This is a genomic window from Actinomycetota bacterium (assembly GCA_040754375.1).
Taxonomy (GTDB): domain Bacteria; phylum Actinomycetota; class Acidimicrobiia; order Acidimicrobiales; family AC-14; genus JBFMCT01.
Genome location: JBFMCT010000001.1, coordinates 135414 through 160721, shown reverse-complemented (window position 1 = coordinate 160721; position 25308 = coordinate 135414). Strand labels below are relative to the sequence as shown.

Sequence of the window (25308 nt, the reverse complement as noted above, 5' to 3'; positions counted from 1 at the left end):
CCCAGGGATCGCTGATCGGACCGGCCTCCCGGGCCGGTCATGGGCGGTCGGCCAGAAGCCGGGCCGCGGCGAGCACGGCCAGCTCGTAGCCGTGGCCCCCGAAACCGGACACCGTGCCGGTGGCCACCGGCGACACCACCGACGTACGCCGCCACTGCTCGCGGGCCTCGGGGTTGGAGATGTGCAGCTCGACGACCGGTCCGTCGAAGCAGGCCAGGGCGTCGCGCAGCGACCACGAGTAATGGGTGAGGGCGGCCGCGTTGACCACCAGGGCGGCGGCCCGCCCTCGGGCGCCATGGACGGCATCGACCAGAACCCCCTCGTGGTTGGACTGCACGTGTTCGAGATCGAGGCCGTGCTCGTCGGCCACCCGCCGGGCCGTGGCCACGTGGTCGTCGAGGGCCTGGGGACCGTAGATGAGGGGCTGGCGCTGGCCCAGCAGGTCGAGGTTGGGGCCCGACAGGAGCACGACCAGAGGCCGGCCCGTGCTCACCCGGCCACCTCGGCGACCTCAGCCACCTCGGCCAGGGTGGCCTCCACCGCGGCCCGGTCGACGCCAGCCACCACCTCGACCCCGGCCGGCCCGTCGAGGGCGAAGGTGAACCCGCCCACGGCCTTCTTGTCCCGGGCCATCACGGCCACCAGGGCGCCGAGGTCGTGCCCCGCCGGCACCCGCGACGGCAGCCCGTAGGTGGCCACCACGGCGTCGTGCTCGGCCACCCGCTCGTCGCCCACCCGCCCCAGGCGCCGGGCCAGGCGGGCCGCGTAACAGAGCCCGACGGCCACCGCCTCGCCGTGGCGCAGGTCGTAGTGGCCCACGGTCTCGAGGGCGTGGGCCAGGGTGTGGCCGTAGTTGAGGGTGGCCCGCAGGCCGGCGGTCTCCAGCTCGTCGGCCGCCACCACGGCCGCCTTGATGGCTACGCACCGGGCCACCTTCTCGTCGAGGGCCAGGTCGGCCAGGCCCTCGCCCCCGGGAAGGAAGTGGTACTTGGCGATCTCGCCCAGCCCGCTGCGGTACTCCCGGGGTGGCAGGGTCTCGAGCACCTCGGTGTCGCACAGCACGGCCCCCGGCTGCCAGAAGGCCCCCACCAGGTTCTTGCCCTCGGGCAGGTTGACCCCCGTCTTGCCCCCGATGGCGGCGTCGACCTGGCCCAGCAGGGTGGTGGGCACGTGCACGACGGCCACTCCCCGGTGGTAGACGGCCGCCGCGAACCCGGCCACATCGGTCACCACCCCGCCCCCGACAGCCACCACCACGTCGGCCCTGGTCAGCCCGAAGCGGGCGAAGCCCCGGCACAGCTCCTCGACGGTCTCCAGGCACTTGGCCTCTTCGCCGGCGTCGACGAAGAAGGGCTCCTGCTCGACACCCGCGTCGACCTCGACGCCCACCGCCTTCTGGGTCACCACCGCGGCCCGCTTGGCCCCCACGGGAACGACCTCGGCCAACCGGTGGCGGGCACCGCGCCCCACGAGCACGTCGTAGCTCCGATCGGCCAGCGCCACACCGACGGTGATCACGGCCGGGCCCGGGGACCGGTGGCCGCGGCCACGGCGGCCACCACCCGCTCGACGGCCTCGGACGCCGCCAGGTCGTCGACGTCGACGACCGTACCGGCCACCTCCTCGTACAGGGGCCGCCGTTCGGCCTCCAGGCGGACCAGGGCAGCCGCCGGCCCCCCGGCCAGCAGGGGCCGGCCCTCGCCCGTCCCCACCCGGCGGGCCAGCGTCTCGGGCCGGGCCCGCAACCACACGACCGGGGGGTGGCGGCGCAGCAGTTCACGGTTGGCGGGGTCGAGCACAACCCCCCCGGCCGCGGCCACCACCGCCGGACGCTCCTCGGTGGCGGCCAGGGCGTGAGCCAGGGCCTCGGCCTCCAGGCGGCGGAAGCCGTCCTCGCCCTCGTCCCGCCAGATCTGCTCGACCGTCCGCCCGGCCCGGGCCTCGACCTGGCGGTCGCTGTCGACGAAAGCCCAGCCCAGGCGCTCGGCCACGGCCTGGCCCACGGTCGTCTTTCCCGCCCCCATCATCCCCACGAGCACGGCCGAGCGTCCCACGTCCGAACTGTACCGGCGGCCCCCTGGGCCCCGGACGGCTTTACCGGCGGTCAGCCGATCCAGGCCCTGACCAGGGGGTCGCCCACCAGGACGCCCAGCGTGGCCCCTACGGCCAGGAAGGGCCCGAAGGGCACGTGGTCGGTGCGGCTCCGCAGACGAACGAGCACCAGGCCGCCCCCGACCACCGCCCCCAGCAGGAAACCGAGGAACATGCCCACGAAGACGTGGCCGTAGCCCTGCCAGCCCAGGAACAGCCCGAGCAGGAACGACAGGCGGACGTCGCCGAACCCCATGCCCCCGGGGGAGACGAGGTGGACGGCGAACAGGGCCAGCCACGCCAGCGTGGCCCCGGCCAGGGCCCTCCACAGCGGCGTCAGGCTGCCCGAGGCCAGGGCGGCGGCGGCCAGCAGCGGGACCGAGGCGAAGATGGCCGGGTAGACGATCCGGTTGGGGATGATCTGCAACTGCAGGTCGACGACGCTGATGGACACCAGGGCCGCGAAGAACACGAAGTGGGCAGGCAACGCCCAGTCGGCCCCGAAACGCACGGCGGTGGCCGCGAACAGCCCGGCCGTGGCCACCGGCACCAGGAAGTAGCGGGCCGGCAGGCGCTGGCCGCACCCGGGGCACGGCCGCCGGGGTACCAGCCAGGCCAGGGGGGGCACCCCGGCCCGGCCCTCGAAGTCCTCGGGGCAATTGGCGCAGCGGGCGCGGGGCGGCCACGGCACCTTGCGGGCCGGCACCTTGTCGACGACCACGTCGAGCAGCAGGCCGGCGGCCAGGCCCAGAAGAGCGCAGGCCGCCACGCCGAGCACGCTCACCCGGAGGGGGCGCGCCGGGCCAGCTCGGCCAGAGCGGCCGCGGACATGGCCGCTACCGGCGGGCCCGAGCCGGTCCACAGCCGGAAGGCGAGGGCGGCCTGGTGGACCAGCATGCCCAGGCCGTTCACGGCCACCGCCCCCCGGGCGCGGGCCTGCTCGACGAGGGGTGTGATAGCCGGGTTGGGAACGAGGTCGACCACGAGCTGGCCGGGGCCGAGGTCGGCGTCGCGCATGGGCGAGGAGCCCTCCGCACCCCCGCCGACCATACCCAGGGGGGTGGCGTTGACCACCAGGTCGCACTCGCCGGCGTCGGCCGCCACCCCGACCCGGGCACACCCGGGAGCCAGGGCGGCCACCGCCTCGGCCCGTTCCGCCGTGCGGTTGACGACCACGATCTCGGCCGTCCCGGCGTCGGCCAGGGCCTTGACGACGGCCCGGGCGGCCCCGCCCGCCCCCACGACCAGCGCCCGGCGGCCGACGGGGTCGAAGCCCTCGTCGGCCCGCAGTGCCTCCATGAACCCGGGCCCGTCGGTGTTCTCCCCCCGCAGTGTGCCCCCCGGGTCGAACACCACGGTGTTCACCGCCCCCAGGGCCTCGGCCAGCGGCGAGAGGCGGTCGACCGAGGCAGCCGCCGCCTCCTTGTGGGGGATGGTCACCGACAGCCCGGCCAGCCCCAGGGCCCGGGCCCCGGCCAGGGCGCGCCCGACCTCACCCGGGGCCACGTCGAATGCGAGGTAGGCCCAGTCGAGGCCCAGCGCCTCGAAGGCGGCGTTGTGCATGGCCGGGGACAGCGAGTGCCCGACGGGATGGCCGATGACGGCCGCCAGCCGGGTGGCGGCCCCGAGCCGCCGGTCGGGGCGCTCGGTCAGAAGACACCCCGCGAGCGGGCGTCGGCCACCAGGCGGTTGTGCTCGTCGAGGGTCACGGCGAAGGCGTGCTTGCCGTTCTCTTCGTACTTCACGTAGTACAGCCAGCGCCCCACGTCGGGGGACACGGCCGCCTCCAGGGACGCCCGGCCCGGGCTGGCGATCGGGCCCGGCGGCAGACCGTCGATCTGGTAGGTGTTGTACGGGTGCTGCACCTCGAGGTCGGCGAACAGCACGACGTCTTTGTGCTCGCCCAGGGCGTAGAGAACGGTGGCGTCGATCTGCAGGCGCATGGGCACGGCCAGCCGGTTGTGGATGACGCGGGCGATCGGGCCCCGGTCCTCGGGCACCCGGGCCTCACGCTCCACCAGAGAGGCCAGCACGATCAGTTCGTAGGGCGTCATGTTGAAGCGCGCCGCCGCGCTGCTGACGTCGAGGGACGAAGCCAGGCGGTCGAAGGACTCGACGAGGCGCCGGGCGATGGCCGTCTCGTCCTCGTCACGGGCCAGGAAGTAGGTCTCGGGCAGCATGAGCCCCTCGAGGTTGGTGCTGCCCGGCGGCTGGTACTGCGAGCGCACCTGGCCACTGGATGCGACCTCCAAGAAGCGGTCGCGCGACCGCCCCGGCAGCTCCCCCACGATGTCGGCGATCTGGGGCAGCGTCAGCCCCTCGGGTATGGTCAGCACGTCGGGCGTCTCGGTCGACGCCGCCCCCCCGCCGAGCACGTCCAGCACCCGCCCCATGCTCTCGTTGCGGCGCAGGGTGTACTCCCCGGCCTCCACCGCGTCAGGCCCGTTGAGGCGGACGTAGAACCTCCACACGGTGCTGTTGGAGATGACCCCGATGTCGGCCAGCATCTCGCCGATCTCGTTGACCGACATGCCAGGCTCGACCCTCACCACGACCTCGTCACCGGGGCCCCCCGGCGGGTTCACCTGGTTGCGTACCCACAGGAAGGCGGCCAGCAGTACCAGCAGGACGGCGACGAGGCCGCCCAGAAGCACCCACGGCCACCGAGAACCCTCACGGTCGTAGTCGTGGTCGAGGTCGTAAGGGGTGAGGACGCTCATGGCCCGGTGCGCCCTCCGGCCGCCGGGCGGCGGGTGTCGAGCCACGCCTGGAGCAGCACGGTGGCCGCCACCTCGTCGACCCGGCGCCGCCGGGCCCGGCCCCGCGTGCCGGCGGCCGCCAGCGAACGGTTGGCCGTCACCGTGGTGAAGCGCTCGTCGACCATCTCCACCGGGACCGCGAGCACGGCCCGCAGGGCCTCGGCCTCGGACTGGGCAGCCCGGGCCGCCGGCCCGTGGGAACCGTCGAGAGACAGGGGGAGGCCGACCACGACCACCTCGGCCCCGAGCTCGTCGACGAGGGCAGCCACCGCCGAACGGTCGGCCTCCGGGTCGCCGCACCGCTCCAGGGCGCCGTGGGGGACGGCCAGCGCCCCGCCCGCCCCGCTGACGGCCACGCCGATACGGCGTTCGCCCAGGTCGAGGCCCACCGCCCTCACGGGCGCGTCCCGTCCCCGCCGGCGGCATGGCGCGCCTGGTCGAGGGCCTCCGCCAGCTTTCCGGGGTCGCGCCCTCCGGCCACGGAGACGTCCTTACCCCGACCGGCACCGCCGCCTACCGTGCGGGCCGGGCCGGAGAGGATCTGGCCGGCGTCGAGCCCGGTGCCCGCGCCCACGGCCGCCACCAGGGCGACGCCCCCGGACGCGGGCGCCGAACCGAGTACGACCGCCTTCACCCCCGGCAAGTCGCGGACGGCGACGGCCAGAGGCTGGATGTCGGCGCGGTCCATGGGCGACACGTCGGCCACCACTATGCCGTCCACCGCCCCCGCGGCCAGGTCGCGCGCCCCGCCCACGGCCGCCTGGCGGCGGGCGGCGGCCAGCTCGTCACGCAGGGCCTTGTAGTCGGCCGCCATGCGCTCCACCGCCTCCAGGACCTCGGCGGGCGCCACTCGAAGGGCGCGGGCCACCGCCTGGACGGTGCGCTCCTCGTCACGGATGTGGTCGAGGCTGCCGGTGCCCGTCAGAGCTTCGACGCGGCGCAGGTTGGACCCGATCGACCCCTCCCCCAGCAGCTTCACAGGACCGATCGTGCCGAGCGCGCTCACGTGGGTCCCGCCGCACAGCTCGATCGAGTGGTGCCCGGCCTCCACCACCCGCACGACGTCGCCGTACTTCTCGCCGAACAGGGCCAGCGCCCCGGCCTGGCGGGCCTCCTCCTGGGTGGTCTCGTAGGCCCGCACGGGGTCGTTGGCCAGCACCTCGCGGTTGGCCAGGCGCTCGACCTCGGCCAGCTCGTCGGGGCCCACCTGGCTGAAGTGGCTGAAGTCGAAGCGCAGGCGCTCGGGAGCCACCAGCGACCCGTGCTGGCGCACGTGGTCGCCCAGGACGGCCCGGAACGCCCAGTGCAGCAGGTGGGTGGCGGTGTGGTTGCGCCGGACGGAGTCACGACGTTCGGTGTCGACGGTGGCCAGCGCCTCCTGGGCGGGCAGCAGGTGGCCCTCGACGATCTCGACGGTGTGGCGGTGGAGCCCGGGCAGGGCGTGGGTGGTGTCGACCACCCGGGCCACGCCCGTCTCGGTGCGGATCAGCCCGGTGTCACCCACCTGCCCGCCGGCCTCGGCGTAGAACGGGGTGCGATCGAGGAAGACCTCGTTGCCGGCCACCACCAGCACCCGGGCCTCGCTCTCGGTGCGCGAGTAACCGACGAACTCGGTGGGGCCGAACTGGTCGGCCAGCTCCCGGTAGGCGCTCACCCGCCCGGCGTCGGCCGCCGGACCGGCGTGGGCCGCCCGGGCGCGCGACCGTTGGGCCTCCATCTCGGCCTCGAAGCCGGCCACGTCGACCTCGAGGCCCCGCTCGGCCGCGATCTCCAGGGTCAGCTCCAGGGGGAACCCGTAGGTGTCGTGCAGGCGGAAGGCGACGTCGCCCGACAGGGTGCGCCGCCCCCCCGACAGCTCGTCGTCAAGCATGGCCGACCCGGTGCGCAACGTCTGGCGGAAGCGCTCCTCCTCGCGGGTGACCATGTCGACGATGAAGTCGCGGTTGCGGGCCAGCTCGGGATAGGCCTCGCCCATGACCTCCACGGCCGCCTCGGCCATGGGCGGCAGGACCAGGCCCTCGACGCCCAGCCCGAAGCCCTGGCGGACGGCCCGGCGCATGATGCGCCGCAGCACGTAGCCCCGGTCCTCGTTGGAGGGGAACACGCCGTCGTTGACCAGGAAGGCGGCCGTGCGGCCGTGGTCGGCCAAGATGCGCAGGCTGGTGTCGACCCTTCGGTCCATGCCGTAGCGCTGGCCTGTGGCCCGCTCGGCGGCCTCCACCAGGCGGCGCAACTCGTCGGTGTCGAACACGCTGTCGACGCCCTGGAGGGCGGTGAGCGTTCGTTCCAGGCCCTCGCCGGTGTCGATGATGCGGTTGGGCAGGTCACCGAGAGTGCCGTCCTCGGACCGGTTGTACTGCATGAAGACCAGGTTCCAGATCTCCCGGAACCGCTCCTCGCCGCCGTGGGCCGGTCCGCCGTCGGCGCCCGCCTGGGGACCGGCGTCGAAGTAGATCTCCGAGCTCGGCCCGCACGGGCCGGTGTCGCCCATCATCCAGAAGTTGTCGTCGCCCATGCGCTGGATGCGCTCGGCGGGGACGCCCACGGCGTCGCGCCAGATGGCCGCGGCCTCGTCGTCGCTCTCGTGGACCGTGACCCACAGGCGGTCGCCGTCGATGCCGTAAACCTCGGTGAGCAGCTCCCAGGCGTAGGCGATGGCCCCGTCTTTGAAGTAGTCCCCGAAGCTGAAGTTGCCCAGCATCTCGAAGAAGGTCAGGTGGCCCCACGTGCGCCCGACGTTGCCGATGTCGTCGTGCTTGCCCTTGACCCGCACGCACTTCTGCACCGACGTGGCCCGAGGAGGGTCGGGGATGGCCTCTTCACCCAGGATCACGGGCAGGAACTGGTTCATCCCCGCGTTGGCGAACATGGGGGCGGCCGGGTGGTGGGGTATCAGGCCCATCGAGGGCACGGCCCGGTGGCCCCGCTCGACGAAGTAGTCGGTGAACGTACGGCGGAGCTCGGCGGCGGTCATCGGCATGGCTGGGGCCAGGATAGGCGCAGGGGCGGGGGCGGCTACCGGGCGGGAGGGCGGAACTGCTCGCGCAGCGCCTCCTCGCGCTCTCGCATGGCCGCCCGAGCCTCCCGGCTGGCGGCCTTGACGTCGTCGCCCAGCGAACGCACGCCGGCCGACACCTGCTGGGCCACCCGCTCTGGGTAATACCGCTCCACGGTTCGCCTCAGCCGGCGCTGGGCCCAGACCGAGCCCCCGAAGCCGACGGCCGTGCCCACCGTCAGCCAGAAGAGCCGCTTGAACATCAGGCCGCCTTCTTCTTGCGCCGCCACAGGCTTCGGTAGGCCCGGGCCACGCCCGTGCCTGCGGCCATGGCCTTGACCACCGGGTTGGCGACCGCCGTGTAGGTGAGGCGGGAGGCGGCGTCGATCGTCGTCTGGATGGTCTCGGCGTTGTCGAGGATGGTGTCGACCTTCATCAGGTCGGCGTTGGCCTGGCGGACCCCGACGTGCACATCGGCGATCAGCGGCAGGGTGTGGCTGGTTATGTCCTCCACCGCCCGCCGGAAGGTGCCGATAGCCCGGATGGCGGCCCCCATCGTGAACAGCAGCCCGACGACGGCGATGCCCACCGACACCGCCACCACGATGGCGGCTACGTCACCGGCGCTCACGAGCGGCCGCGTCCGATCGGTCCCATCAGCTCTCCCGGTCCCGCATGCGCTGCGCTACCTCCCGCTCGAACCCGTGGTCCGAGGGCTCGTAGTAGACCCTCCCGTCGACCTCGGGGGGACGGTACTTCTGGGGCACCCACCCCCGGGGGTCCTCGTGAGGATAGTCGTAGCCCTGGCCGTGGCCCAGGGCAGCCGCCCCCCGGTAGGACGAGTCCCGCAGGTGGGCGGGAACGGCGCCCGCGGGCCGCTCGGCCACGTCGGCCTGGGCCCGGCGCAGGCCCTGGTAGGCCCGGTTGGACTTGGGGGCGGTGGCCAGGTGCACGACGGCCTGGGCCAGGTTGAGCTGGGCCTCGGGCAGCCCCACGAGCTCCACCGCCCGGGCCGCCGCGTCGGCCACCACCAGGGCCATGGGGTCGGCCATGCCCACGTCTTCGGAGGCCAGCACCACCAGGCGGCGGGCGATGAACCGGGCGTCCTCGCCCGCGGCCAGCATGCGGGCCAGCCAGTACAGCCCGGCGTCGGGGTCCGAACCCCTCACCGACTTGATGAACGCCGAGATCGTGTCGTAGTGCTCGTCCCGCTCGTAGCGCAGGGCGCGGGCGTCGAGGGCGGCCTCGGCGTCGGCCAGGGTGATGCGGTCCGATGACCGCCCGGCGGCCAGGGCACCCGCCACCTCCATGGCGTTGAGGGCGCTGCGGGCGTCCCCGTCGGCCCGGTTTACGAGGTGGGCCAGGGCCTCCGGTTCGGCCTCGGCCCCCAGGGCGGCCAGGCCCCGGGCCAGGACCAACCCGACCTCCTCGGGCCCGAGCGGCTCGAGGCGGAACAGGAGCGAGCGCGACAACAACGGCGAGTTCACCTCGAAGTAGGGGTTCTCGGTGGTGGCCCCGATGAGCACGACCAGCCCGTCCTCCACCAGGGGGAGCAAGGCGTCCTGCTGAGACCGGCTGAAGCGGTGGACCTCGTCGAGGAACAAGATGGTGCCCACGCCGTGCTGGCCGAGGCGGTCGCGGGCCCGCTGGGCGACCTCGCGCACGTCCTTGACCCCTGCGCTCACGGCCGACAGGGTCTCGAAGGCCTTGGCCGTGGCCCCGGCCACCAGGCGGGCGATCGTGGTCTTGCCCGTTCCCGGCGGCCCCCACAGCACGACCGACGAGAGGCGATCGGCCTCGATCAGGCTGCGCAGGGGCTTGCCCGGGCCTATGAGGTGGGCCTGGCCGACGACCTCGTCGAGGGTGCGGGGCCGCAGCCGGGCAGCCAGGGGGGCTTGGCGGGCGAGGCGGTCCTCGAGGGCGGCGCCGAATAGGTCCCCGCGGGCGCCGGCCGACGACATCTCCCCGACGGTACTGTCTTGCCGTGGGACGCCGGTGGTTGGCCGCGGCGGTGGTGGCCTCGCTGGTGGGCGGGGCCTGTGCCTCGGGCACCGGTGACCGGGCCGGTGAGAGCCGGGCCGGCACGGCGGTCCAGTCGCCCCCCACGATCGGCGCACCGACCCTTACGACCGGGCCGGGGCCCGAGGCGGGCGAGGTCACCCTGGTGGTGAGCGGGCTGCGGTTGGTCAACTCCGAGGAGTCCGACAACGGGTTCCGGGTGTTCGTGGCCTCGCCGTCGGCCCAGGTCGCGGTGGTGCTCGATGGGATGGCGTCGCCTAACCGGGTCGTCCACGTCTGCCCGGCAGTCGAGCTCGAACGCTACGTGGGCGCCCCCGGCTGCACCCCGCCCGAGAACGGCCAGACGGTGAACGTGCGCCACCAGCCCGACTACCGGGGCCTGCAGGTCGTCCAGGTAGGCGTCCAAGGGCCGGGTGAGGGGGGGCGCTCGACCGTGGTCGGGACGATCAGGGCGACCTTCACGGCTGCGTCGCGCGAGGTCCGCTTCCGCCTGCCGCCCGTGGCCCCCGGCGAAGTCGTCTCGTTCGCCCTCGGGCCCCCGGGCGACGGCACCTACCGGGCCACAGGCACGTGGCCGGCAACTGGCCAGGGCGAGCTGGTGCTGACCTCGGGCAGCCGGGAGATCAGCCGGGCCGAAGGGGGTACGGGTACGAGCCTGACCGGCAACCTGTCCCCACCCGCCCCGGCCACCGTCACGTTCCGCAACGCCGGGACAGCCCACCTGGCCGGCGTCGTGCTGACCATCGGGTTCCCCTGACCGGTCCGGGCCGACGCCGCCCGCACCCGGCCGCCCGGTGGCTGGCGGGTGCGGCTCTGACCGCCCTGGCCGCGTGCTCGGCGCCTACCGCCGGCCCCGGTGCGGGCCCCACGACCACGGCCGAGGATGTGCGACCAGGCCCGGAGGTGCGCCATGTGGCCTTGGGCGACTCCTACTCGGCGGGCGGAGGGCTGTCGGGGGGTACGGCCCCGTGCGGGCGGGCGCCGGGCGCCTACCCGGCGCTGGCCGCCGCGGCCGAGGGCTGGGACCTGGTCGTCGCCACCTGCAACGGGGCCACCACGGCCGACGTGGTCGAGCGCGACCAGTACCCCGGTGTCGGCCCCCAGGTCACCGCCTTGGCTGGCCCGGTCGACCTGGTGACCATCTCCATCGGCGGTAACGACATCGGCTTCGCGCCCACGATGACCGAGTGCGTGATCGGCCAACTGCCCTGCGACCGCCTCGAACCCGAGGTGACGGCCGCCCTGGCTGCCCTGGGCCCCAGGCTGGCCACGGTGCTCGACGAGTTGCGGGCGCGCGCCCCCGCCGCCCGGTTGGTCGTAGTGGGCTACCCCCACCTGGTGGCCGACCCCGACCTCGCGGGCTACCAGACCTGCGCGGGCGTCACCGCCCCTGAGGCCCGCTGGCTGCGGGCCAAGGCCGTCGACCTGGCGGCCGTCGTGCGCTCGGCGGCCGAGGCCGCCGGCGCGCTCTACGTCGACAGCCTGGCCGCCTTCGCGGGCCACGAGGCGTGCACGGCCGAGCCGTGGATGGCCGGCCTCACCCTGTCGGGCATCGACGGCTCGTTCCACCCCAACGCCGCCGGCCACCAGCGCCTGGCCGACCTCGTCCGCCAGGCGGCCCGGGCCTAGCTGCCTGGGCCTAGGAGGCCGCGCCCCCGACGTACGGCTTACATGTCGCCTCGAACGCCCTGTTCGGCCAGGCGCCCGCCGTCAGGTGCTCGGCCAGGGCCCCGAGGTAGGGAGGCGTGGTTCGGCCTCGATGGCCCGGGCCAGCAGTCCGGCACGGGCGAGCAGGGCGACCTCGTCGCAGCGGGTTCACACGCAACCGCTCGGCGAACGTCTCGGGGCGGGTGCTCATTGCGCCTTGGGGACCACGACGAGGCCCAGCTCGGCGAGCTGACGGGGCGCCAGGGGGCTGGGGGCCCCGGTCAGGGGGTCGGCGCCCGACTGGGTCTTGGGGAAGGCGATGACCTCGCGTATGTTCTCCTCGCCGGCCAAGAGGGCAACCAGGCGGTCGATGCCGAAGGCGAAACCGCCGTGGGGCGGGGCGCCGTGGCGGAAGGCGTCGAGCAGGAACCCGAAGCGGGCCTCGGCCTGCTCGGGGCCGATCCCCAGCAGCGAGAAGACCTGCTGCTGCACGTCGGGCCGGTGGATACGGATGCTGCCCGAACCCAGCTCCCACCCGTTGAGCACGAGGTCGTAGGCCAACGAGCGCACGGCCAGGGGGTCGGTGCCCAGCAGGTCGAGGTCGTCGGGGTGGGGCATCGTGAACGGGTGGTGGGCCGGTATGGGCCGGCCTTCGCCATCGAGGCCCTCGAACAGGGGGAAGTCGGTGACCCACACCAAGCGCAGGCCCCCTTCGTTGACGGGCGGCCGCCCCAGCTCCAGGCGCAGCGCCCCTAGGGCGGCATTGGCCACCCGCCGCTCCCCGGCCACCGCCAGCAACAGGTCGCCGGGCACCGCCCCCGCGGTCGCCACCGCAGCGATGATCTCCTCGGCCGTGAGGAACTTGGCCACCGGCGAATCGAAGCCGCCGTCGACGACCCGCCCCCACACCAGCCCGGCCGCCCCTGCGGCCCGGGCGCGGGCCGTGAGCCGGTCGAGGGCAGCCCGGTTGAGGTCTCCCTGGCCAGGCACCACCAGGGCCTTGACCGCGGCCGGGGGCTCGAAGGCCCGAAAGCCGGTGGAGGCGAAGACAGGGGTGAGGTCGACCAGCTCCATGCCGAAGCGCAGGTCGGGCTTGTCAGTGCCGAACCGCTCCTGGGCCTCGTGCCACGTGAGGCGGGGGACCTCGGCCACCTCGGCCTCGGGACGGGCCACCTTGGTGGCGGCCATGACTGCCTCGGTGATGAAGGCGATCACGTCCTCGGTGTCCACGAACGACGCCTCGGCGTCGAGCTGGGTGAACTCGAACTGGCGGTCGGCCCGCAGGTCCTCGTCGCGCAGGCACCGGGCCAGCTGGTAGTAGCGGTCGGTCCCACCCACCATCAGCAACTGCTTGAACAACTGGGGGCTCTGGGGCAGGGCGTAGAACGAACCTTGGGCCAGCCGCGAGGGCACCACGAAGTCGCGGGCCCCCTCAGGGGTGGACGCGATGAGCAGGGGTGTCTCGACCTCCACGAAGCCCTGGGCGTCCATGGCCGAGCGCACGGCCGCCACCACCTGGGCCCGCAGCCGCAGGTTGCGCTGCATCGAAGGACGGCGCAGGTCGAGGTAGCGGTGGCGTAGGCGGACCATCTCGTCGGCGTGCGCCCGGTCGGACACCGCGAACGGCGGGGGCTCGGCCTCGTTGAGGACCTCGACCGTGCAGTCGCCGATCTCCACCTCTCCGGTGGGCAGGTTGGGGTTGGTCGTACCCTCGGGCCGCAGCCGGCACGTGCCCGTCACCCGCACCACCCACTCCGAGCGCAGGTCGTGGCGCCCGTCGATCACGCACTGGACGGTGCCCGTGTGGTCGCGAACGTCCACGAACACCAGGTGCTCGCCGTGCTCGCGGTGGTGGTCGACCCACCCGCACACCGAGACGGTGCGACCCGCGTCCTCGGGCCCCAGGGCCCCGCAGTAGTCGGTCCGCAGGCTCATCGTGGTCGTACCCTCTCGGTCAGTTCTCGGTTCATGCCAGGCGCTCGCGGACGGCGGCCACGACCTGGTGGCGGTCCACGGTGTCCTGGGTGCCCTCGGCCAGGTCCTTCACCCCGACCGTGCCCCCTGCCACTTCGCGCTGGCCGACGATCAGGGCCAGGCGGGCCCCGGAGCGGTCGGCCGACTTGAGCTGGGCCTTCATCGAGCGGCCGCCGAAGGAGCGGTCGGTGGCGATCCCCGCCTCCCGCAGGTCCCGGGCCAGCACGGTGGCGTCGGAGCCGCCGGCGGTGTCGACGACCCACACGTCCACCGTGGCGTCGGGGCCCGCGAAGGAGCCCTCGGCGTCGGCTGCCAGGAGCAGCCGTTCGATGCCCAGGCCGAAGCCGATCCCGGCGGTGGGCGGGCCGCCCATGGCTTCCACCAGGCCGTCGTAGCGGCCTCCGCCCCCCACCGCGTCCTGGGCCGAACCGAGGGCCGTGGCCTGGAGCTCGAAGGTCGTACGGGTGTAGTAGTCGAGGCCCCGCACCAGCCTGGGCGCCAGCGTGTAGGGCACGCCCAGCGCCTCCAGCCCGGCCCTCACCTGCCCGAAGTGGTCGGCGCACGCCGGGCACAGGTTGTCGAGCAGGCGAGGGGCGCCGGCGGTGGCGGCCACGCACTCGGGCCGCTTGCAGTCGAGCACCCGCAGCGGGTTCACGAGCGCCCGCTCACGGTGCTCGGTACACAGCAGGTCGGTCCCGTCCTTGAGGAACAGGGCCAGGGCTTCGAGGTACGCGGGGCGGCACTGGGCGTCGCCCAGCGAGGTGAGGAGCAGACTGACGCCGGCCAGGCCCACGTCGGCCGTGCACACCGCGTAGGCCGTGGCCACCACCTCCACGTCGAGCTCGGGGTCGTCCGACCCCAGGGCCTCGACGCCCAGTTGGTGGTGCTGGCGGTAGCGCCCCGCCTGGGGCCGCTCGTAGCGGAAGCTGGGGGCGGCGTACCACGCCTTGAAGGGCACCAGCGGGCGGTGCTGGACGAAGGCCCGTACCACCGAGGCCGTGCCCTCGGGCCGCAGGGCCAGCCGGCGCCCGCCCTTGTCGAGGAAGTCGTACATCTCCTTGCGCACGACGTCGGTCTCTTCCCCCACCCGGGAGAACACGGTCACGTCCTCGAACATGGGGCTGACCACCAGGCCGTAACCCGCCAGCCCGGCCCGGTGGGCGAAGCACCCCACGAGCTGTGCCCAGCGGGCCGACTCAGGCGGGAGCACGTCTTTGGTGCCGGGAGGGGCCCGGAGCTCGGACATGGCGGGCAGGCTACCGGCCGGCCGGTGGGGCACCCGCCGAAATCCGCGGGCCTATAAGGTGGCGGTCCCGGGCCGCCCGGTGGACAGGAGGGACGGTGCACGTCGAACCCGGCATGGAGGTCATCCCCCGAGCCCGCTGCCTGAAGCTGCTGGAGTCCAAGCGGGTCGGCCGGCTGGGGTTCGTGGCCGACGGCGGCCAGCCCATCGTCCTGCCTGTGAACTACGCGGTGGCGGCCGACATCGTCCTGTTCCGTACGGGGGTGGGCACCAAGCTGGAGGCCGCCCTAGGCGCCAAGGTTGCCTTCCAGGTCGACGACATCGACGTCGAACGGGCCAGCGGCTGGAGCGTGCTCGTGCAGGGCGTGGCCGAGGAGATCACCGACGACCCCGGCGGCTTCGCCGCCATCCTGCGGGAGTCGCTGGCCCCCACGTGGGTGCCCGGCCCGGCCGACCACTCCGTGCGCATCGTGCCCCGCCTCATCTCCGGCCGCCGGCTCCCCGGTCCCCAGCGCTAGCAGGCGAGGGGCCAGCCCAAGGGCCGGGAGGCCGCCGCTCTGCCCGCTATCATCGACGCTCCGTGAACCAGAGCGCTGGGGCCCCGGCCGACGGGTACGTCCCCATCCTGGTGGCCGAGCAGGTGACCAAGGTCTACCGCACGACCGCCCAGCAGGTCACCGCCCTGCGGGGCGTCGACCTCGTCATCGAAGCCGGCGAGTTCGTGGCCGTCATGGGGCCGTCGGGATCGGGCAAGACCACGCTGCTCAACTGCCTCTCGGGCCTGGACAGCATCGACAGCGGGCGGGTGCTGGTCGAGGGGGCCGACATCCACGCCATGGCCGACGGGGCCCGCACCGAGCACCGGGCCCGCTCCATGGGGTTCATCTTCCAGAACTACAACCTGATCCCTGTCCTGTCGGCCATCGAGAACGTCGAGCTGCCCCTGCTCCTCAACGGGGCCAAGGCGTCGGTCGCCCGCAAGCGGTCGCGCGAGATGCTGGCCCGGGTGGGCCTGGCCGACCGCGACGGGCACCGGCCCAACGAGCTGTCCGGGGGCGAGCAGCAGCGGGTCGCCATCGCCCGGGCGCTCGTGGGCCGGCCGGCCATCGTGTGGGCCGACGAGCCCACCGGCAACCTCGACAGCCAGATGGCGGCCGCCGTCCTCCAGCTCCTGCGGGAGGTCCACCGGGCGGGCCAGACCATCGTCGTCGTGACCCACGACCCCACCATCGCGGCCGGGGCCTGGCGCCTGGTGCGTATGCAGGACGGGTGGATCGTCGACGACGGGCCGGCGGCCGAGCTCCTCGGTACCGGCCCGGGTTGGTGACGCCCCCCCTCGTCCCGTGCTGACCTGGGCGCTGGCCGCCCTGGCCGCACCCCTGGTCCTGCTCATCCTCCACGACATGGCCCGCCGGCCCTTGGTCAGGCGGCTGGCCGTACGCAACCTGGCCCGGCGCCGGGGCGAGGCCGCACTGATCATCGCCGGTTCCCTCCTCGGCACGGCCATAGTCACCGCCTCGTTCGTGGTGGGAGACACGCTGCGGGCCTCGGTGCGCGACGCGGCCCGTACCGAACTGGGCCCGGTCGACGAGGTGGTGACCGTCACCGGCCTGTCGGGGCTGTCCTCGGCCGACGCGGCCGTGCGCCGGGGCGTCCCGGGGACCGACGGGGTGCTGACGGCCATCAGTGCGCCCGCCTCCCTCCAGCGGCCCGGGCCCGACCCCCGCGCCCTGCCCTCGGTCACCCTGCTCGAGGTCGACTTCGACGAAGCCCGGGCCTTCGGCGGTGACCCCGCGGCCACCGGGCTGGCCGGGGCGGGCGTCACCCCCGCGGGTAATGACGTCGTGATCCCCGAGGACGCGGCCCGCGCCCTGGGCGTGCGGCCCGGTGACCGGGTCGAGCTGTTCTCCTTCGGGGCCCAGCGCTCCCTCACGGTGCGCGACGTCGTCCCTCGCATCGGTCTGGCCGGTTACGGGCGGCCGTCCGCCTTCGTGGCCCCCGGGACCATCGCCGCCCTGGCACCCCCCCTGTTCCAGGGCGCGGGGACGATCCCCCCGGTGGGCCTGGTCATGGTGTCCAACGAGGGCGGGGTCTACGACGGGGCCAAGGGGACGGGAGCCGTCATGGCCGTCCTCGAGGACCGGATCGGGGCCATGCCCAACACCGAGGTGCGAGCCGTCAAGCGCGACCTGCTGGAGCGGGCCGACGCCGACGCCCGCCAGTTCGTCCAGCTCTTCGGGGGCATCGGGGCCTTCAGCGTGACCGCCGGCGTGCTCCTGCTGGTGAACATCTTCGTGATGCTGGCCGACGAGCGGAAGGCCGAACTGGGCATGCTGCGGGCCGTCGGCCTCAAGCGCAACCAGCTCGTGCGGGCCTTCGGGGCCGAAGGGGGCATCTACTCGCTGCTGGCCGCGCTGGCCGGGGCGCTGGCCGGCGTGGGGGTGGGCCGGGTGGTGGTCGTGGCCGCCGAGGGCATATTCGGCCCGGACCAGGGCGAGACCGTGAGCACCGCCCTGCAGTTCACGGCCCGGCCCACGAGCGTGCTGAGCGGGTTCGTCATCGGGGGCACCATCGCCCTGCTCACCGTATGGGTGGCCAGCGTCCGCATCGGCGGCATGAACGTGATCCGGGCCATCCGTGACCTGCCCGACGGCCAGGCCGGCAAGCGCCGTCCCCGGGCCTTGGCCCTCAGCGCCCTGGGGGTGGCGGCCGGGGGCGGGCTCCTGGCCGCCGGGCTGAACTACCAGAACTGGTTCGGCACCCTGGTGGGCGTACCCCTGGCAGCCGCCTCGGCCGTACCCCTGATGAGCCGGGTGGTCAGCCGGCGGGCGGCCGTCACCTGGCTGGGCGGGCTGGTCATCCTGTGGGCCACGGGCTGCTTCAGCGTGTTCCCCCGCTCCTTCGACGGGGGCAACATCCCGACCTTCGTCGTCCAGGGCATCATCCTGGTGGCCGCGGCCATCGCCATCGGCGCGACCAACGCCGACGTCGTGGGCCGGGCCATCGCCCGGGCCGCGGGGACCAGGGGCAACCTGGCCGCCCGCCTGGCCTTCGCTTACCCCGTGGCCCGCCGCTTCCGCACGTCCATGCTGCTGGGCATCTACGCGCTGATCCTGTTCGTGCTCACGTTCCTGGCCGTGTTCTCGCACATGTTCGGCAAGCAGGTGCCGCGGTTCACCCGGGAGTCGAGCGCCGGGTTCGACCTGATCTTGGACTCCAACGCCTCCAACCCGGCCACGATCAACACCCTGTTCGCCCAGGACGCCATCGACCGGGTGGCCCCCATCGTGCGGGGCACCGTGCGGTTCTCCTCCCCCACCCGGCCCACCCTCACGCCGTGGACGTTCTCGGGGTTCGACCGGAGCTTCATCCAAGAGGGCCACCCCGTGCTGTCGGGACGGATGGGGCGGTTCGGGTCCGACGCCGAAGTCTGGGAAGCGGTCGTGGAGGCCAGCGACCTCGTGGTGGTGGCCAGTTCGTTCCTGCAAGAGGGCGGGGGGCCGCCCCAGAGCCTCGTCCGGGCGGGCGACGTGATCGAGGCTTTCAACCCGTCCACCAACGACACCCGCCAGCTCACCGTGGCCGGGGTCCTGGCGTCGGACTGGCTCGATCAGGGGGTCGTGGCCAGCGCCGCCCTGGCCCGCGAGTTCCTGGGGGCGGCGTCGGTCTCCAACCGCCACTACGTAGCCGTCGACGAGGGGGTCGACCCGAGCGAGGCGGCCCGGTCGCTCACCGGCAACCTCGTGCAGTTCGGCACCGACGCGGCCACCGTCTCATCGTTGATCAGCGCTCAGCTCAGCCAGCAGCAGGGCTTCCTGCGCCTGATGCAGGGTTACCTCGTGCTCGGCCTGCTCGTGGGTGTGGCCGGGCTGGGGGTGGTGATGGTGCGGGCCGTGCGCGAGCGCCGGCGCCACATCGGCATGCTCCGGGCCCTGGGGCTGACCAGCGCCACCGTGCGCCGGGCCTTCCTGCTGGAGGCCGGGTTCGTGGCCGTCCAGGGCACGCTCGTGGGCCTCGTCCTGGCCCTGGTCGTCAGCTTCCAGCTCCTGACCAACTCCGACCTGTTCGGCCAGACCGAGCTCGACTACGGGGTCCCGGTCCTGTCGCTGGTCGTGCTGGCCGTGATGGCCCTGGGGGCGTCGCTGGCGGCCACCGCCGTCCCCGCCACCCAGGCGGCCCGCATCCGCCCGGCCGTCGCCCTCCGCATCGCCGACTGAACCGAGCCGGCACCCCGCGAAACCTGCGCGGGAATCGTGGGCGATTCGCCCACGATTCCCGCGCAGGTTTCAGGGGGTGGGCCTACTTGACGGCCCGGAGGGCGCCGCGGCCGGGGACGACCCGGTAGGCGTCGTAGACCGACTCGATGCGCTTGATGGTCGCCAGGAGCGAGTCGAGGTGGGAGGGGTCGGCCAGTTCGAACTCGAAGCGCAGGCGGGCCACCCGGTCGTGGCCGGTGTGGGTGAAGCACGAGACGATGTTCACGTGGTGGTCGGCCAGCACGGTCGAAACGTCCCGCAGGAGCTTGGAGCGGTCGAGGGCCTCGATTTCGATCGAGACCACGAACGACCCGGCACCACCCCGGTCCCACTGCACGTCGACCTGGCGCTCGGCCATGTTCTGGGCCATGGCCAGCACGTTGGCGCAGTCGGCCCGGTGCACCGACACCCCCCGCCCGGTCGTCACGTAACCCACGATCCGGTCCCCGGGCATGGGGTTGCAGCAGCGGGACAGGCGCACCATCAGGTCGTCCAGGCCCTCGACGTGGACCCCTACCGACGGCGACCGGCGGGTGGGCGAGGAACGCCGGGCCGGAGGCACGTCCTCGTCATCGTCGTCCTCCTCGCCGGCCCCCATCTCCCGGGCCACCCGCTGGGCGATGGTGCGGGCGGCCACGTGCCCCTCGCCGATGGCCACGTGGAGCGATTCGAGGTCGCCGTAGTTCATCGACTTGGCCACCTCGACCAGCAGGGCCGAGCTCGTGGTCTTCTGCACGGGCAGGCCCTCGCGCCGCAACGCCTTGACCAACTCCTCCCGGCCGTTGTCGATGGCGTCTTCGCGGCGGGTACGGCTGAACCAGTGGCGGATCTTGTTCCGGGCCCGGGGCGTGGCCACTACGTGCAGCCAGTCCCGCGACGGCCCCGCGCCCTCCACCTTGGAAGTCACCACCTCGACCGTGTCGCCCGACGACAGCCGGCTGTCGAGGCGCACGAGCCGGCCGTTGACCTTGGCCCCGATGCAGCGGTGACCGACCTCGGTGTGTATGGCGTAGGCGAAGTCGATGGGCGTTGCCCCCACGGGCAGGGTCACGACCTTGCCCTTGGGGGTGAACACGTAGACCTCGTCCTGTTCGAGGTCGACCTTGAGGGTCTGGAGGAACTCCTCGGGGTCGTCGGTGTCTCGCTGCCAGTCGACGATCCGGTGGAGCCAGGCGGCATCGCTGGACGGCTGGGTGCCCTCCTTGTAGCCCCAGTGGGCGGCCACCCCGAACTCGGCCCGCATGTGCATCTCCCGGGTGCGGATCTGCACCTCCAAGGGCTTGCCCTCGGGCCCCACCACCGTCGTGTGCAACGACTGGTAGAGGTTGAACTTGGGCATGGCGATGTAGTCCTTGAAGCGGCCCTGGACCGGCTTCCAGCTGGCGTGGATGGTGCCTAGGGCGGCGTAGCAGTCCTTGACGCTGGCTACGATCACCCGCACGCCGACCAAGTCGTAGATCTCGTCGAACTCCTTGCCGCCCACGACCATCTTCTCGTAGATGCTCCAGTTGTGCTTCGGCCGGCTGGTCACGTCGGCGTCGATGCGCAGCTCGGCCAGGCGGGCCTGGACCACGTCGACGACCCGGTCGAGGTACTGGGTGCGCTCGGGGGCACGGGCCGAGACCATCTGCTCGATCTCGGCGTAGCGCTTGGGGTAGAGGGTGGCGAAGGCCAGGTCCTCGAGCTGCCACTTCACGCCCGCCACGCCCAGGCGGTGGGCCAGCGGGGCGTAGATGTCGAGGGTCTGCTGGGCGATGCGCATCTGCTTGGCCTCGGGCAGGGCGGCCAGCGTGCGCATGTTGTGGAGCCGGTCGGCCAGCTTGATGAGCAGCACCCTCAGGTCGTTGGCCATGGCCAGCAGCATCTTGCGGATGGTGGCCGCCTGCTGGGCCTCGCGCGAGTCGAACCGGATCCGGTCGAGCTTGGTCACCCCGTCGACCATGGCGGCCACCTCGGGCCCGAACTCCCGGGTGATGTCGTCGAGGGTGATGGGCGTGTCCTCCACGGCGTCGTGCAGGAGGGCGGCCGCGATGGTCACGTCGTCGAGGCCGAGCTCGGCCAGGATGGTGGCCACAGCCACCGGGTGCTGCACGTAAGGGTCGCCCGACACGCGGACCTGGCCGTCGTGGGCCTTGGCTGCCAGCTCGTAGGCGTGGTAGATGCGGTTGGGCGACGAGCGGGGATGGCGGGTGCGGAAGGCCTCGACGAGACTGGCCAGCTCGGGCGGCCGGGCCGGCGGCGCGCCGCCCCGGCGCCAAGGCAGGACCCTGCGGTCGACGGCCGGCACCGGGGCCTCTAGTAGGCCAGGAGGGACATCATCTCCCTCCCCCCCAACTTGGTGCGGCCTGCCAGGAACGTCAGCTCGATCACGAAGGCCAGGCCAGCCACGGTCGCCCCCAATCGTTCGACGAGCCGGCAGGTGGCGTCCGCCGTCCCTCCCGTGGCCAGCACGTCGTCGACCACCAGGACGTGCTCGCCGGGCGACAGGGCGTCGTGGTGGACCTCGAGCAGGTCGGTGCCGTACTCCAGGTCGTAGGCGGCCGACTCGATGCGCCAGGGCAGCTTGCCCGCCTTGCGGACGGGGACGAAGCCTGCGCCCATGCGGTAGGCCACGGGGGCGGCCAGGATGAAGCCCCGGGCCTCCACGCCCACGACCTTGTCGACCCGGCGGCCGGCGTAGGCGTCGGCGATGGTGTCGGTGCAGAAGCGCAGGGCGTCGGCCACGCCCAGCAGTGGCGTGAGGTCCTTGAACACGACGCCCGGCTTGGGGAAGTCAGCGATGTCACGGACATGGGACTTCAACCATTCGGCGTCGGCCATCGTTCCCAAAGGTAGCGTCCCGCCGGTCCCTGGACGGGCCTGCGCCCAGGCCCCGGTCAGCCGGGGATGTCGTCGGCTTCGTCAGCCCGGCCGCCGTCGCCGCCGTCGTTCCCGTCGCCGGCACCCGTGACCCGCTCGCTGACTGCCGCCCGCAACACCCGCAGCTCGACCCCGGGAGACACCTCGACGACCATCGATCGGTCGTCGACCGACAGCACCCGGCCGTAGATGCCCCCGGCCGTGATGATCTCGTCGCCCGGCTGGAGCGAGGCCACGACCTCCTGGTGCTTGCGCATCCGCCGCTGCTGGGGACGGATGAGCAGGGCCCACATGAGGCCGAACGTGATCAGGAGGGCGAAAAGAGGTTCCATGGGGTAAGGCCCGCGAGGGCGGCCTGACGTTAGCGCAGTCGTCAGCCGAACAGGCCCGGGGGCCGGCCCTCGGGCACGGCCAGGCCCAGGTGCTCCCAGGCCGCCGGGGTGGCCACCCGGCCCCGGGGGGTGCGCTTGAGCATGCCCAACTGCAACAGGAAGGGCTCGTAGACGTCCTCCACCGTCTCGGGGGCCTCGCCCACACTGATGGCCAGCGTCGACAGTCCCACCGGCCCGCCGCCGAAGCGCTGGCACACGGCCGCCAGGATGGCCCGGTCGACCTTGTCGAGCCCCGACTCGTCGATCTCGAACAACGCCAGGCCCTTGCGGGCGGCCTCGCGGGTGACCACCCCGTCGGCCCTGACCTCGGCGAAGTCGCGCACCCGGCGCAGCAGGCGGTTGGCGATCCTGGGCGTGCCCCGGGACCGGCGGGCGATCTCCAGCGAACCCTCGGGTTCGGCGGCCACGCCCAGGATCCTGGCCGCCCGGCCCACGATCGTCTCCAGTTCGGGCACGTCGTAGTAGTCGAGGCGGGCCACGAACCCGAACCGGTCGCGCAACGGCCCGGTGATGAGGCCCGTGCGGGTGGTCGCCCCCACCAGGGTGAACCGGGGGAGGTCGAGGCGCACCGAACGGGCCGACGGCCCCCGACCGATCACGATGTCGAGCTGGAAGTCCTCCATGGCCGGGTAGAGGACCTCCTCGACGGCCCGGTTCAGGCGATGGATCTCGTCGATGAACAGCACCTCGCCCTCTTCGAGGTTGGTGAGCACCGACGCCAGGTCACCTCCCCGCTCGAGGGCCGGGCCGGACGTGACCCGCAGCCGGACGCCCTGCTCGGCGGCCACGATGGCCGCCAGCGTGGTCTTGCCCAGCCCGGGCGGGCCCGCGAAGAGCAGGTGGTCGACGGCCTCGGACCGCCGCCGGGCCGCCTCCAGCAGGATCTCCATGTGCTGGCGGAGCTGGGCCTGGCCCACGAACTCGTCCAGCCGCTTGGGCCGCAGCCCGCTCTCCTCCGACCTCTCGTCGGGGCCGGCACCGGTGTCGAGCAGTTCGTTGCGCATGCCCTAGCGAGCGGCCGCCAGCAGCCGCAGGGCGCTGCGCAGCAGGTCTTCGACGCCGCCCTCGGCGGGCAGCTCCCGTAGCACGGCCACGATCTCGTCGGGCGCGTAACCGAGGCCGGCCAGGGCGGCCCGCACGTCGGCCCGCACCGGGGAGCCGGCCGCCTCGCCGGCTCCGCCGCCCATCGCGTCGGCCCCGTCGAGATCGGGCACGTCGAGGCGGGCCTTGAGCTCCAGCAGGAGGCGAGCGGCTGTCTTGCGGCCCACGCCGGGCACGAGGGTGAGGGCGTCGATGTCGCCCTCGGCCAGCACCCGGGCCAGCTCCCGGGGGGCGTGGACCGACAGGATGGCCAGGGCCAGCGACGGCCCCACGCCCCGGGCACCGACGAGGGCCTCGAAGCAGTCGCGCTCGTCGCGGGAGGCGAACCCGAACAGGGCCAGTGCGTCCTCACGGACGTGCAGGTGGGTGTGGAGCACGACCTCGGTGCCCACCGAGCCCAGGTCGGCCAGGGCCCGGGCCCCGACCAGCACCCGGTAACCGACGCCACCGACCTCGACGACCAGTTCACCCCGGGGCGTGCGGTCGACCACCGTGCCCCGCAGCCGGCCGATCACCGGGGGCTCCGGGCCGGACGGGCGGCGGGCATGGCGGGGGGCCGGGCCGGGGGCGAGCCCTCGACACGGGCCACCCGGGCCCGCAGGGGGGCCATGGCCATGTGGCACAGGGCCAGGGCCAGCGCGTCGGCCGCGTCGGCCGGGCGGGGCGGGGCGGGCAGCCCCAGGAGGGCTTGGACCATGCGGGTCACCTGCTCTTTGGGGGCGGCGCCGTAACCGGCCACCGCCTGCTTGACCTCGTTGGGCGTGTACTGGGCCACCTCGCAGCCGGCCCGAGCGGCGGCCGCCAGCACCAGGCCGCTGGCCTGGCCCACGGCCATGGCGGTGCGGGCATTGACCTGGAAGAACAGGCGCTCGACGGCTACGGCGTCGGGCCGCAGCTCGTCGATCAGCGCCCGCAGGTCGGCGTCGAGGGCGGCCAGGCGCTGGGGCATGGGCGTCGACGGGGCCGTGGTCAGCACGCCCACGGCCACCGCCCGGCCCCCCTGGCCCGAGACCTCGACGCAGCCGTAGCCGCAGCGGGACAACCCCGGGTCGATGCCAAGCACGAACATGCGTTTGGAGGTTAGCCCACAGCCGCCCCCAGATGGCGGACCGGCGGCGGGCGGGCGGCACCCGGCCGGTATAGGCTTCGAGCCGAACAGGGGGCGCGGAGCGCCCTGCGGCGGTTCACACGATTCACTTGCTCGCCCCGGACCCCGGTGGAGCATCCGTTCCGGATGTTGGAGGGTTGAGCGTGACCCGGGCCACGGGTAAGACGGCGGACGAGCACGCCACGGTCGACCGCGACCCCGGCATCGCCGGGCGCCGGGCGCGGGCGCGGTCCGTGAACGGCCGGGGGCTGCTGTACTCACGACGGACGGCCCCCGGCTACATCGGCCCTCGGACGGCCCGCCACCGCGCCGGCCCTGGGGCCGGCTCTCGACCTGCAGCGGACACGTCCCGCTCCGCGTTCCTCCCCGCCGGGCGTGCCCGATGAGATGGCGCAGCCTGCAACCGGCCCGCTCCGCCGCCCACTTCGAGGGCCAGGTGCTGTTCGCCGACGTCCGCGCCCCGGTCGTCGTGGTGGACTGCCTGGTGGCCCGCCGGGGGTCACCTTCGGGCCCTCGTCCCGCCACGCTGGTCCTCCGCCTGCCCCGTCGGGCCCGCCCGGCCGCCTCCTGTGCACGCGTCCTGCGGACCTGGGCGGCCGACGGCGTGGCCGTCGACCTGTCCCAGCAGGACGGCCGGCGCGGGGAGAAGCTGGTCATGAGGGGGCCCGGGCGCCGGATCAGCCTCTACCAGTACACCGGGCCCGTCTCGAACCGGCAGTCCCCGTCGGAGTTCTGGGAACACTTCGATGACCGCCCGGCCCGGCGCCGGCCCCCGCTCGTCCACGTGATCGAGCAACAGGTGCGGATGGTCATCAGCAGGCGCCGCCCGGGGCCCGGGGAGGGCGCAAGGTCCTGACGGGCGGT

At 73.6% G+C, this 25308-nt stretch carries 25 protein-coding genes; 6 read left to right on the top strand and 19 right to left on the bottom strand.

Translation table 11 applies throughout. The features are described 5' to 3' along the window. Positions 1–37 precede the first annotated feature (37 nt). The 11 genes from AB1673_00750 to AB1673_00700 are packed head-to-tail and all read right to left on the bottom strand — an operon-like array spanning position 38 to position 9806. On the bottom strand, positions 38–493 hold the full coding sequence (locus AB1673_00750) for a type II 3-dehydroquinate dehydratase (protein ID MEW6152505.1): 456 nt from the start codon (positions 491–493) through the stop codon (positions 38–40). Further along, positions 490–1518 (bottom strand): 3-dehydroquinate synthase family protein, encoded by a 1029-nt coding sequence (locus AB1673_00745; protein MEW6152504.1) that lies wholly within the window; start codon positions 1516–1518, stop codon positions 490–492. Before AB1673_00745 ends, AB1673_00750 begins: the two co-directional genes overlap by 4 nt. Continuing rightward, positions 1515–2054, bottom strand: coding sequence for a shikimate kinase (locus AB1673_00740; protein ID MEW6152503.1), 540 nt, complete (start codon positions 2052–2054; stop codon positions 1515–1517). Before AB1673_00740 ends, AB1673_00745 begins: the two co-directional genes overlap by 4 nt. A gap of 50 nt (positions 2055–2104) precedes the next feature. After that, positions 2105–2860, bottom strand: coding sequence for an A24 family peptidase (locus tag AB1673_00735; GenBank protein MEW6152502.1), 756 nt, complete (start codon positions 2858–2860; stop codon positions 2105–2107). Positions 2861–2871: 11 nt separating this feature from the next. After that, complete coding sequence (locus tag AB1673_00730) at positions 2872–3744, bottom strand: shikimate dehydrogenase (protein ID MEW6152501.1); 873 nt, start codon at positions 3742–3744, stop codon at positions 2872–2874. After that, positions 3741–4811: an endolytic transglycosylase MltG gene (gene mltG, locus AB1673_00725; protein MEW6152500.1), complete on the bottom strand. Its 1071-nt coding sequence runs from the start codon at positions 4809–4811 to the stop codon at positions 3741–3743. The genes AB1673_00730 and mltG overlap by 4 nt, the downstream gene beginning before the upstream one ends. Beyond that, positions 4808–5248, bottom strand: a complete 441-nt coding sequence (gene ruvX / locus AB1673_00720; protein MEW6152499.1) for a Holliday junction resolvase RuvX — start codon at positions 5246–5248, stop codon at positions 4808–4810. Before ruvX ends, mltG begins: the two co-directional genes overlap by 4 nt. Beyond that, positions 5245–7830, bottom strand: a complete 2586-nt coding sequence (gene alaS, locus AB1673_00715) for an alanine--tRNA ligase (GenBank protein MEW6152498.1) — start codon at positions 7828–7830, stop codon at positions 5245–5247. Before alaS ends, ruvX begins: the two co-directional genes overlap by 4 nt. Positions 7831–7865: 35 nt before the next feature. Then, entirely contained in the window at positions 7866–8108 is a 243-nt protein-coding gene (locus AB1673_00710; protein MEW6152497.1) for a hypothetical protein, read from the bottom strand. Beyond that, complete coding sequence (locus AB1673_00705) at positions 8108–8476, bottom strand: hypothetical protein (GenBank protein MEW6152496.1); 369 nt, start codon at positions 8474–8476, stop codon at positions 8108–8110. Before AB1673_00705 ends, AB1673_00710 begins: the two co-directional genes overlap by 1 nt. A gap of 25 nt (positions 8477–8501) precedes the next feature. Continuing rightward, a complete protein-coding gene (locus AB1673_00700; GenBank protein ID MEW6152495.1) occupies positions 8502–9806 on the bottom strand; it encodes a replication-associated recombination protein A in 1305 nt (434 codons plus the stop codon). A 23-nt stretch (positions 9807–9829) separates the two neighbouring features. Between AB1673_00700 and AB1673_00695 the strand changes: the two genes are divergently transcribed. Both AB1673_00695 and AB1673_00690 read left to right on the top strand, forming a co-directional pair. Next, positions 9830–10621 (top strand): hypothetical protein, encoded by a 792-nt coding sequence (locus AB1673_00695; protein ID MEW6152494.1) that lies wholly within the window; start codon positions 9830–9832, stop codon positions 10619–10621. Positions 10622–10767: 146 nt separating this feature from the next. Beyond that, on the top strand, positions 10768–11493 hold the full coding sequence (locus tag AB1673_00690; GenBank protein ID MEW6152493.1) for an SGNH/GDSL hydrolase family protein: 726 nt from the start codon (positions 10768–10770) through the stop codon (positions 11491–11493). 225 nt (positions 11494–11718) lie between these two features. Here the strand turns inward: AB1673_00690 and aspS are convergent, their stop codons facing one another. Both aspS and hisS read right to left on the bottom strand, forming a co-directional pair. Beyond that, entirely contained in the window at positions 11719–13446 is a 1728-nt protein-coding gene (gene aspS / locus AB1673_00685) for an aspartate--tRNA ligase (GenBank protein MEW6152492.1), read from the bottom strand. 31 nt (positions 13447–13477) lie between these two features. Next, complete coding sequence (hisS, locus tag AB1673_00680) at positions 13478–14731, bottom strand: histidine--tRNA ligase (GenBank protein MEW6152491.1); 1254 nt, start codon at positions 14729–14731, stop codon at positions 13478–13480. A gap of 95 nt (positions 14732–14826) precedes the next feature. Between hisS and AB1673_00675 the strand changes: the two genes are divergently transcribed. From AB1673_00675 to AB1673_00665, 3 genes are all read left to right on the top strand, one after another. Then, complete coding sequence (locus AB1673_00675) at positions 14827–15246, top strand: pyridoxamine 5'-phosphate oxidase family protein (GenBank protein MEW6152490.1); 420 nt, start codon at positions 14827–14829, stop codon at positions 15244–15246. A gap of 62 nt (positions 15247–15308) precedes the next feature. After that, positions 15309–16055 (top strand): ABC transporter ATP-binding protein, encoded by a 747-nt coding sequence (locus AB1673_00670; GenBank protein ID MEW6152489.1) that lies wholly within the window; start codon positions 15309–15311, stop codon positions 16053–16055. A 16-nt stretch (positions 16056–16071) separates the two neighbouring features. Then, positions 16072–18945: an FtsX-like permease family protein gene (locus AB1673_00665; GenBank protein MEW6152488.1), complete on the top strand. Its 2874-nt coding sequence runs from the start codon at positions 16072–16074 to the stop codon at positions 18943–18945. An 82-nt stretch (positions 18946–19027) separates the two neighbouring features. Here AB1673_00665 and AB1673_00660 read toward each other — a convergent pair whose 3' ends face one another. Genes AB1673_00660 through ruvC form a run of 6 tightly spaced genes read right to left on the bottom strand, consistent with a single transcriptional unit; the run spans position 19028 to position 24405 of the window. After that, positions 19028–21271: a bifunctional (p)ppGpp synthetase/guanosine-3',5'-bis(diphosphate) 3'-pyrophosphohydrolase gene (locus AB1673_00660; GenBank protein ID MEW6152487.1), complete on the bottom strand. Its 2244-nt coding sequence runs from the start codon at positions 21269–21271 to the stop codon at positions 19028–19030. 8 nt (positions 21272–21279) lie between these two features. After that, complete coding sequence (locus AB1673_00655) at positions 21280–21804, bottom strand: adenine phosphoribosyltransferase (GenBank protein ID MEW6152486.1); 525 nt, start codon at positions 21802–21804, stop codon at positions 21280–21282. 56 nt (positions 21805–21860) lie between these two features. After that, complete coding sequence (gene yajC, locus AB1673_00650; GenBank protein ID MEW6152485.1) at positions 21861–22175, bottom strand: preprotein translocase subunit YajC; 315 nt, start codon at positions 22173–22175, stop codon at positions 21861–21863. 41 nt (positions 22176–22216) lie between these two features. Further along, positions 22217–23239 carry a Holliday junction branch migration DNA helicase RuvB gene (ruvB, locus tag AB1673_00645; GenBank protein MEW6152484.1) on the bottom strand — a complete coding sequence of 341 codons (1023 nt, stop codon included), beginning with the start codon at positions 23237–23239 and terminating at the stop codon, positions 22217–22219. Positions 23240–23242: 3 nt separating this feature from the next. Further along, positions 23243–23851, bottom strand: a complete 609-nt coding sequence (gene ruvA, locus AB1673_00640) for a Holliday junction branch migration protein RuvA (GenBank protein MEW6152483.1) — start codon at positions 23849–23851, stop codon at positions 23243–23245. Beyond that, complete coding sequence (ruvC, locus tag AB1673_00635) at positions 23848–24405, bottom strand: crossover junction endodeoxyribonuclease RuvC (GenBank protein MEW6152482.1); 558 nt, start codon at positions 24403–24405, stop codon at positions 23848–23850. Before ruvC ends, ruvA begins: the two co-directional genes overlap by 4 nt. Positions 24406–24826: 421 nt before the next feature. On the opposite strand from ruvC, the gene AB1673_00630 reads away from it, so the two are divergent. Next, a complete protein-coding gene (locus AB1673_00630; GenBank protein MEW6152481.1) occupies positions 24827–25300 on the top strand; it encodes a hypothetical protein in 474 nt (157 codons plus the stop codon). Positions 25301–25308: the final 8 nt, after the last annotated feature.

What these genes read in the sequence shown, in the direction of transcription:
- mltG (MEW6152500.1), bottom strand. Translation starts at nt 4,811, where the DNA reads ATGAGCGTCCTCACCCCTTACGACCTCGACCACGACTACGACCGTGAG.
- alaS (MEW6152498.1), bottom strand. Translation starts at nt 7,830, where the DNA reads ATGCCGATGACCGCCGCCGAGCTCCGCCGTACGTTCACCGACTACTTC.
- AB1673_00710 (MEW6152497.1), bottom strand. Translation starts at nt 8,108, where the DNA reads ATGTTCAAGCGGCTCTTCTGGCTGACGGTGGGCACGGCCGTCGGCTTC.
- AB1673_00700 (MEW6152495.1), bottom strand. Translation starts at nt 9,806, where the DNA reads ATGTCGTCGGCCGGCGCCCGCGGGGACCTATTCGGCGCCGCCCTCGAG.
- aspS (MEW6152492.1), bottom strand. Translation starts at nt 13,446, where the DNA reads ATGAGCCTGCGGACCGACTACTGCGGGGCCCTGGGGCCCGAGGACGCG.
- hisS (MEW6152491.1), bottom strand. Translation starts at nt 14,731, where the DNA reads ATGTCCGAGCTCCGGGCCCCTCCCGGCACCAAAGACGTGCTCCCGCCT.
- AB1673_00655 (MEW6152486.1), bottom strand. Translation starts at nt 21,804, where the DNA reads ATGGCCGACGCCGAATGGTTGAAGTCCCATGTCCGTGACATCGCTGAC.
- yajC (MEW6152485.1), bottom strand. Translation starts at nt 22,175, where the DNA reads ATGGAACCTCTTTTCGCCCTCCTGATCACGTTCGGCCTCATGTGGGCC.
- ruvB (MEW6152484.1), bottom strand. Translation starts at nt 23,239, where the DNA reads ATGCGCAACGAACTGCTCGACACCGGTGCCGGCCCCGACGAGAGGTCG.
- ruvC (MEW6152482.1), bottom strand. Translation starts at nt 24,405, where the DNA reads ATGTTCGTGCTTGGCATCGACCCGGGGTTGTCCCGCTGCGGCTACGGC.
- AB1673_00630 (MEW6152481.1), top strand. Translation starts at nt 24,827, where the DNA reads ATGAGATGGCGCAGCCTGCAACCGGCCCGCTCCGCCGCCCACTTCGAG.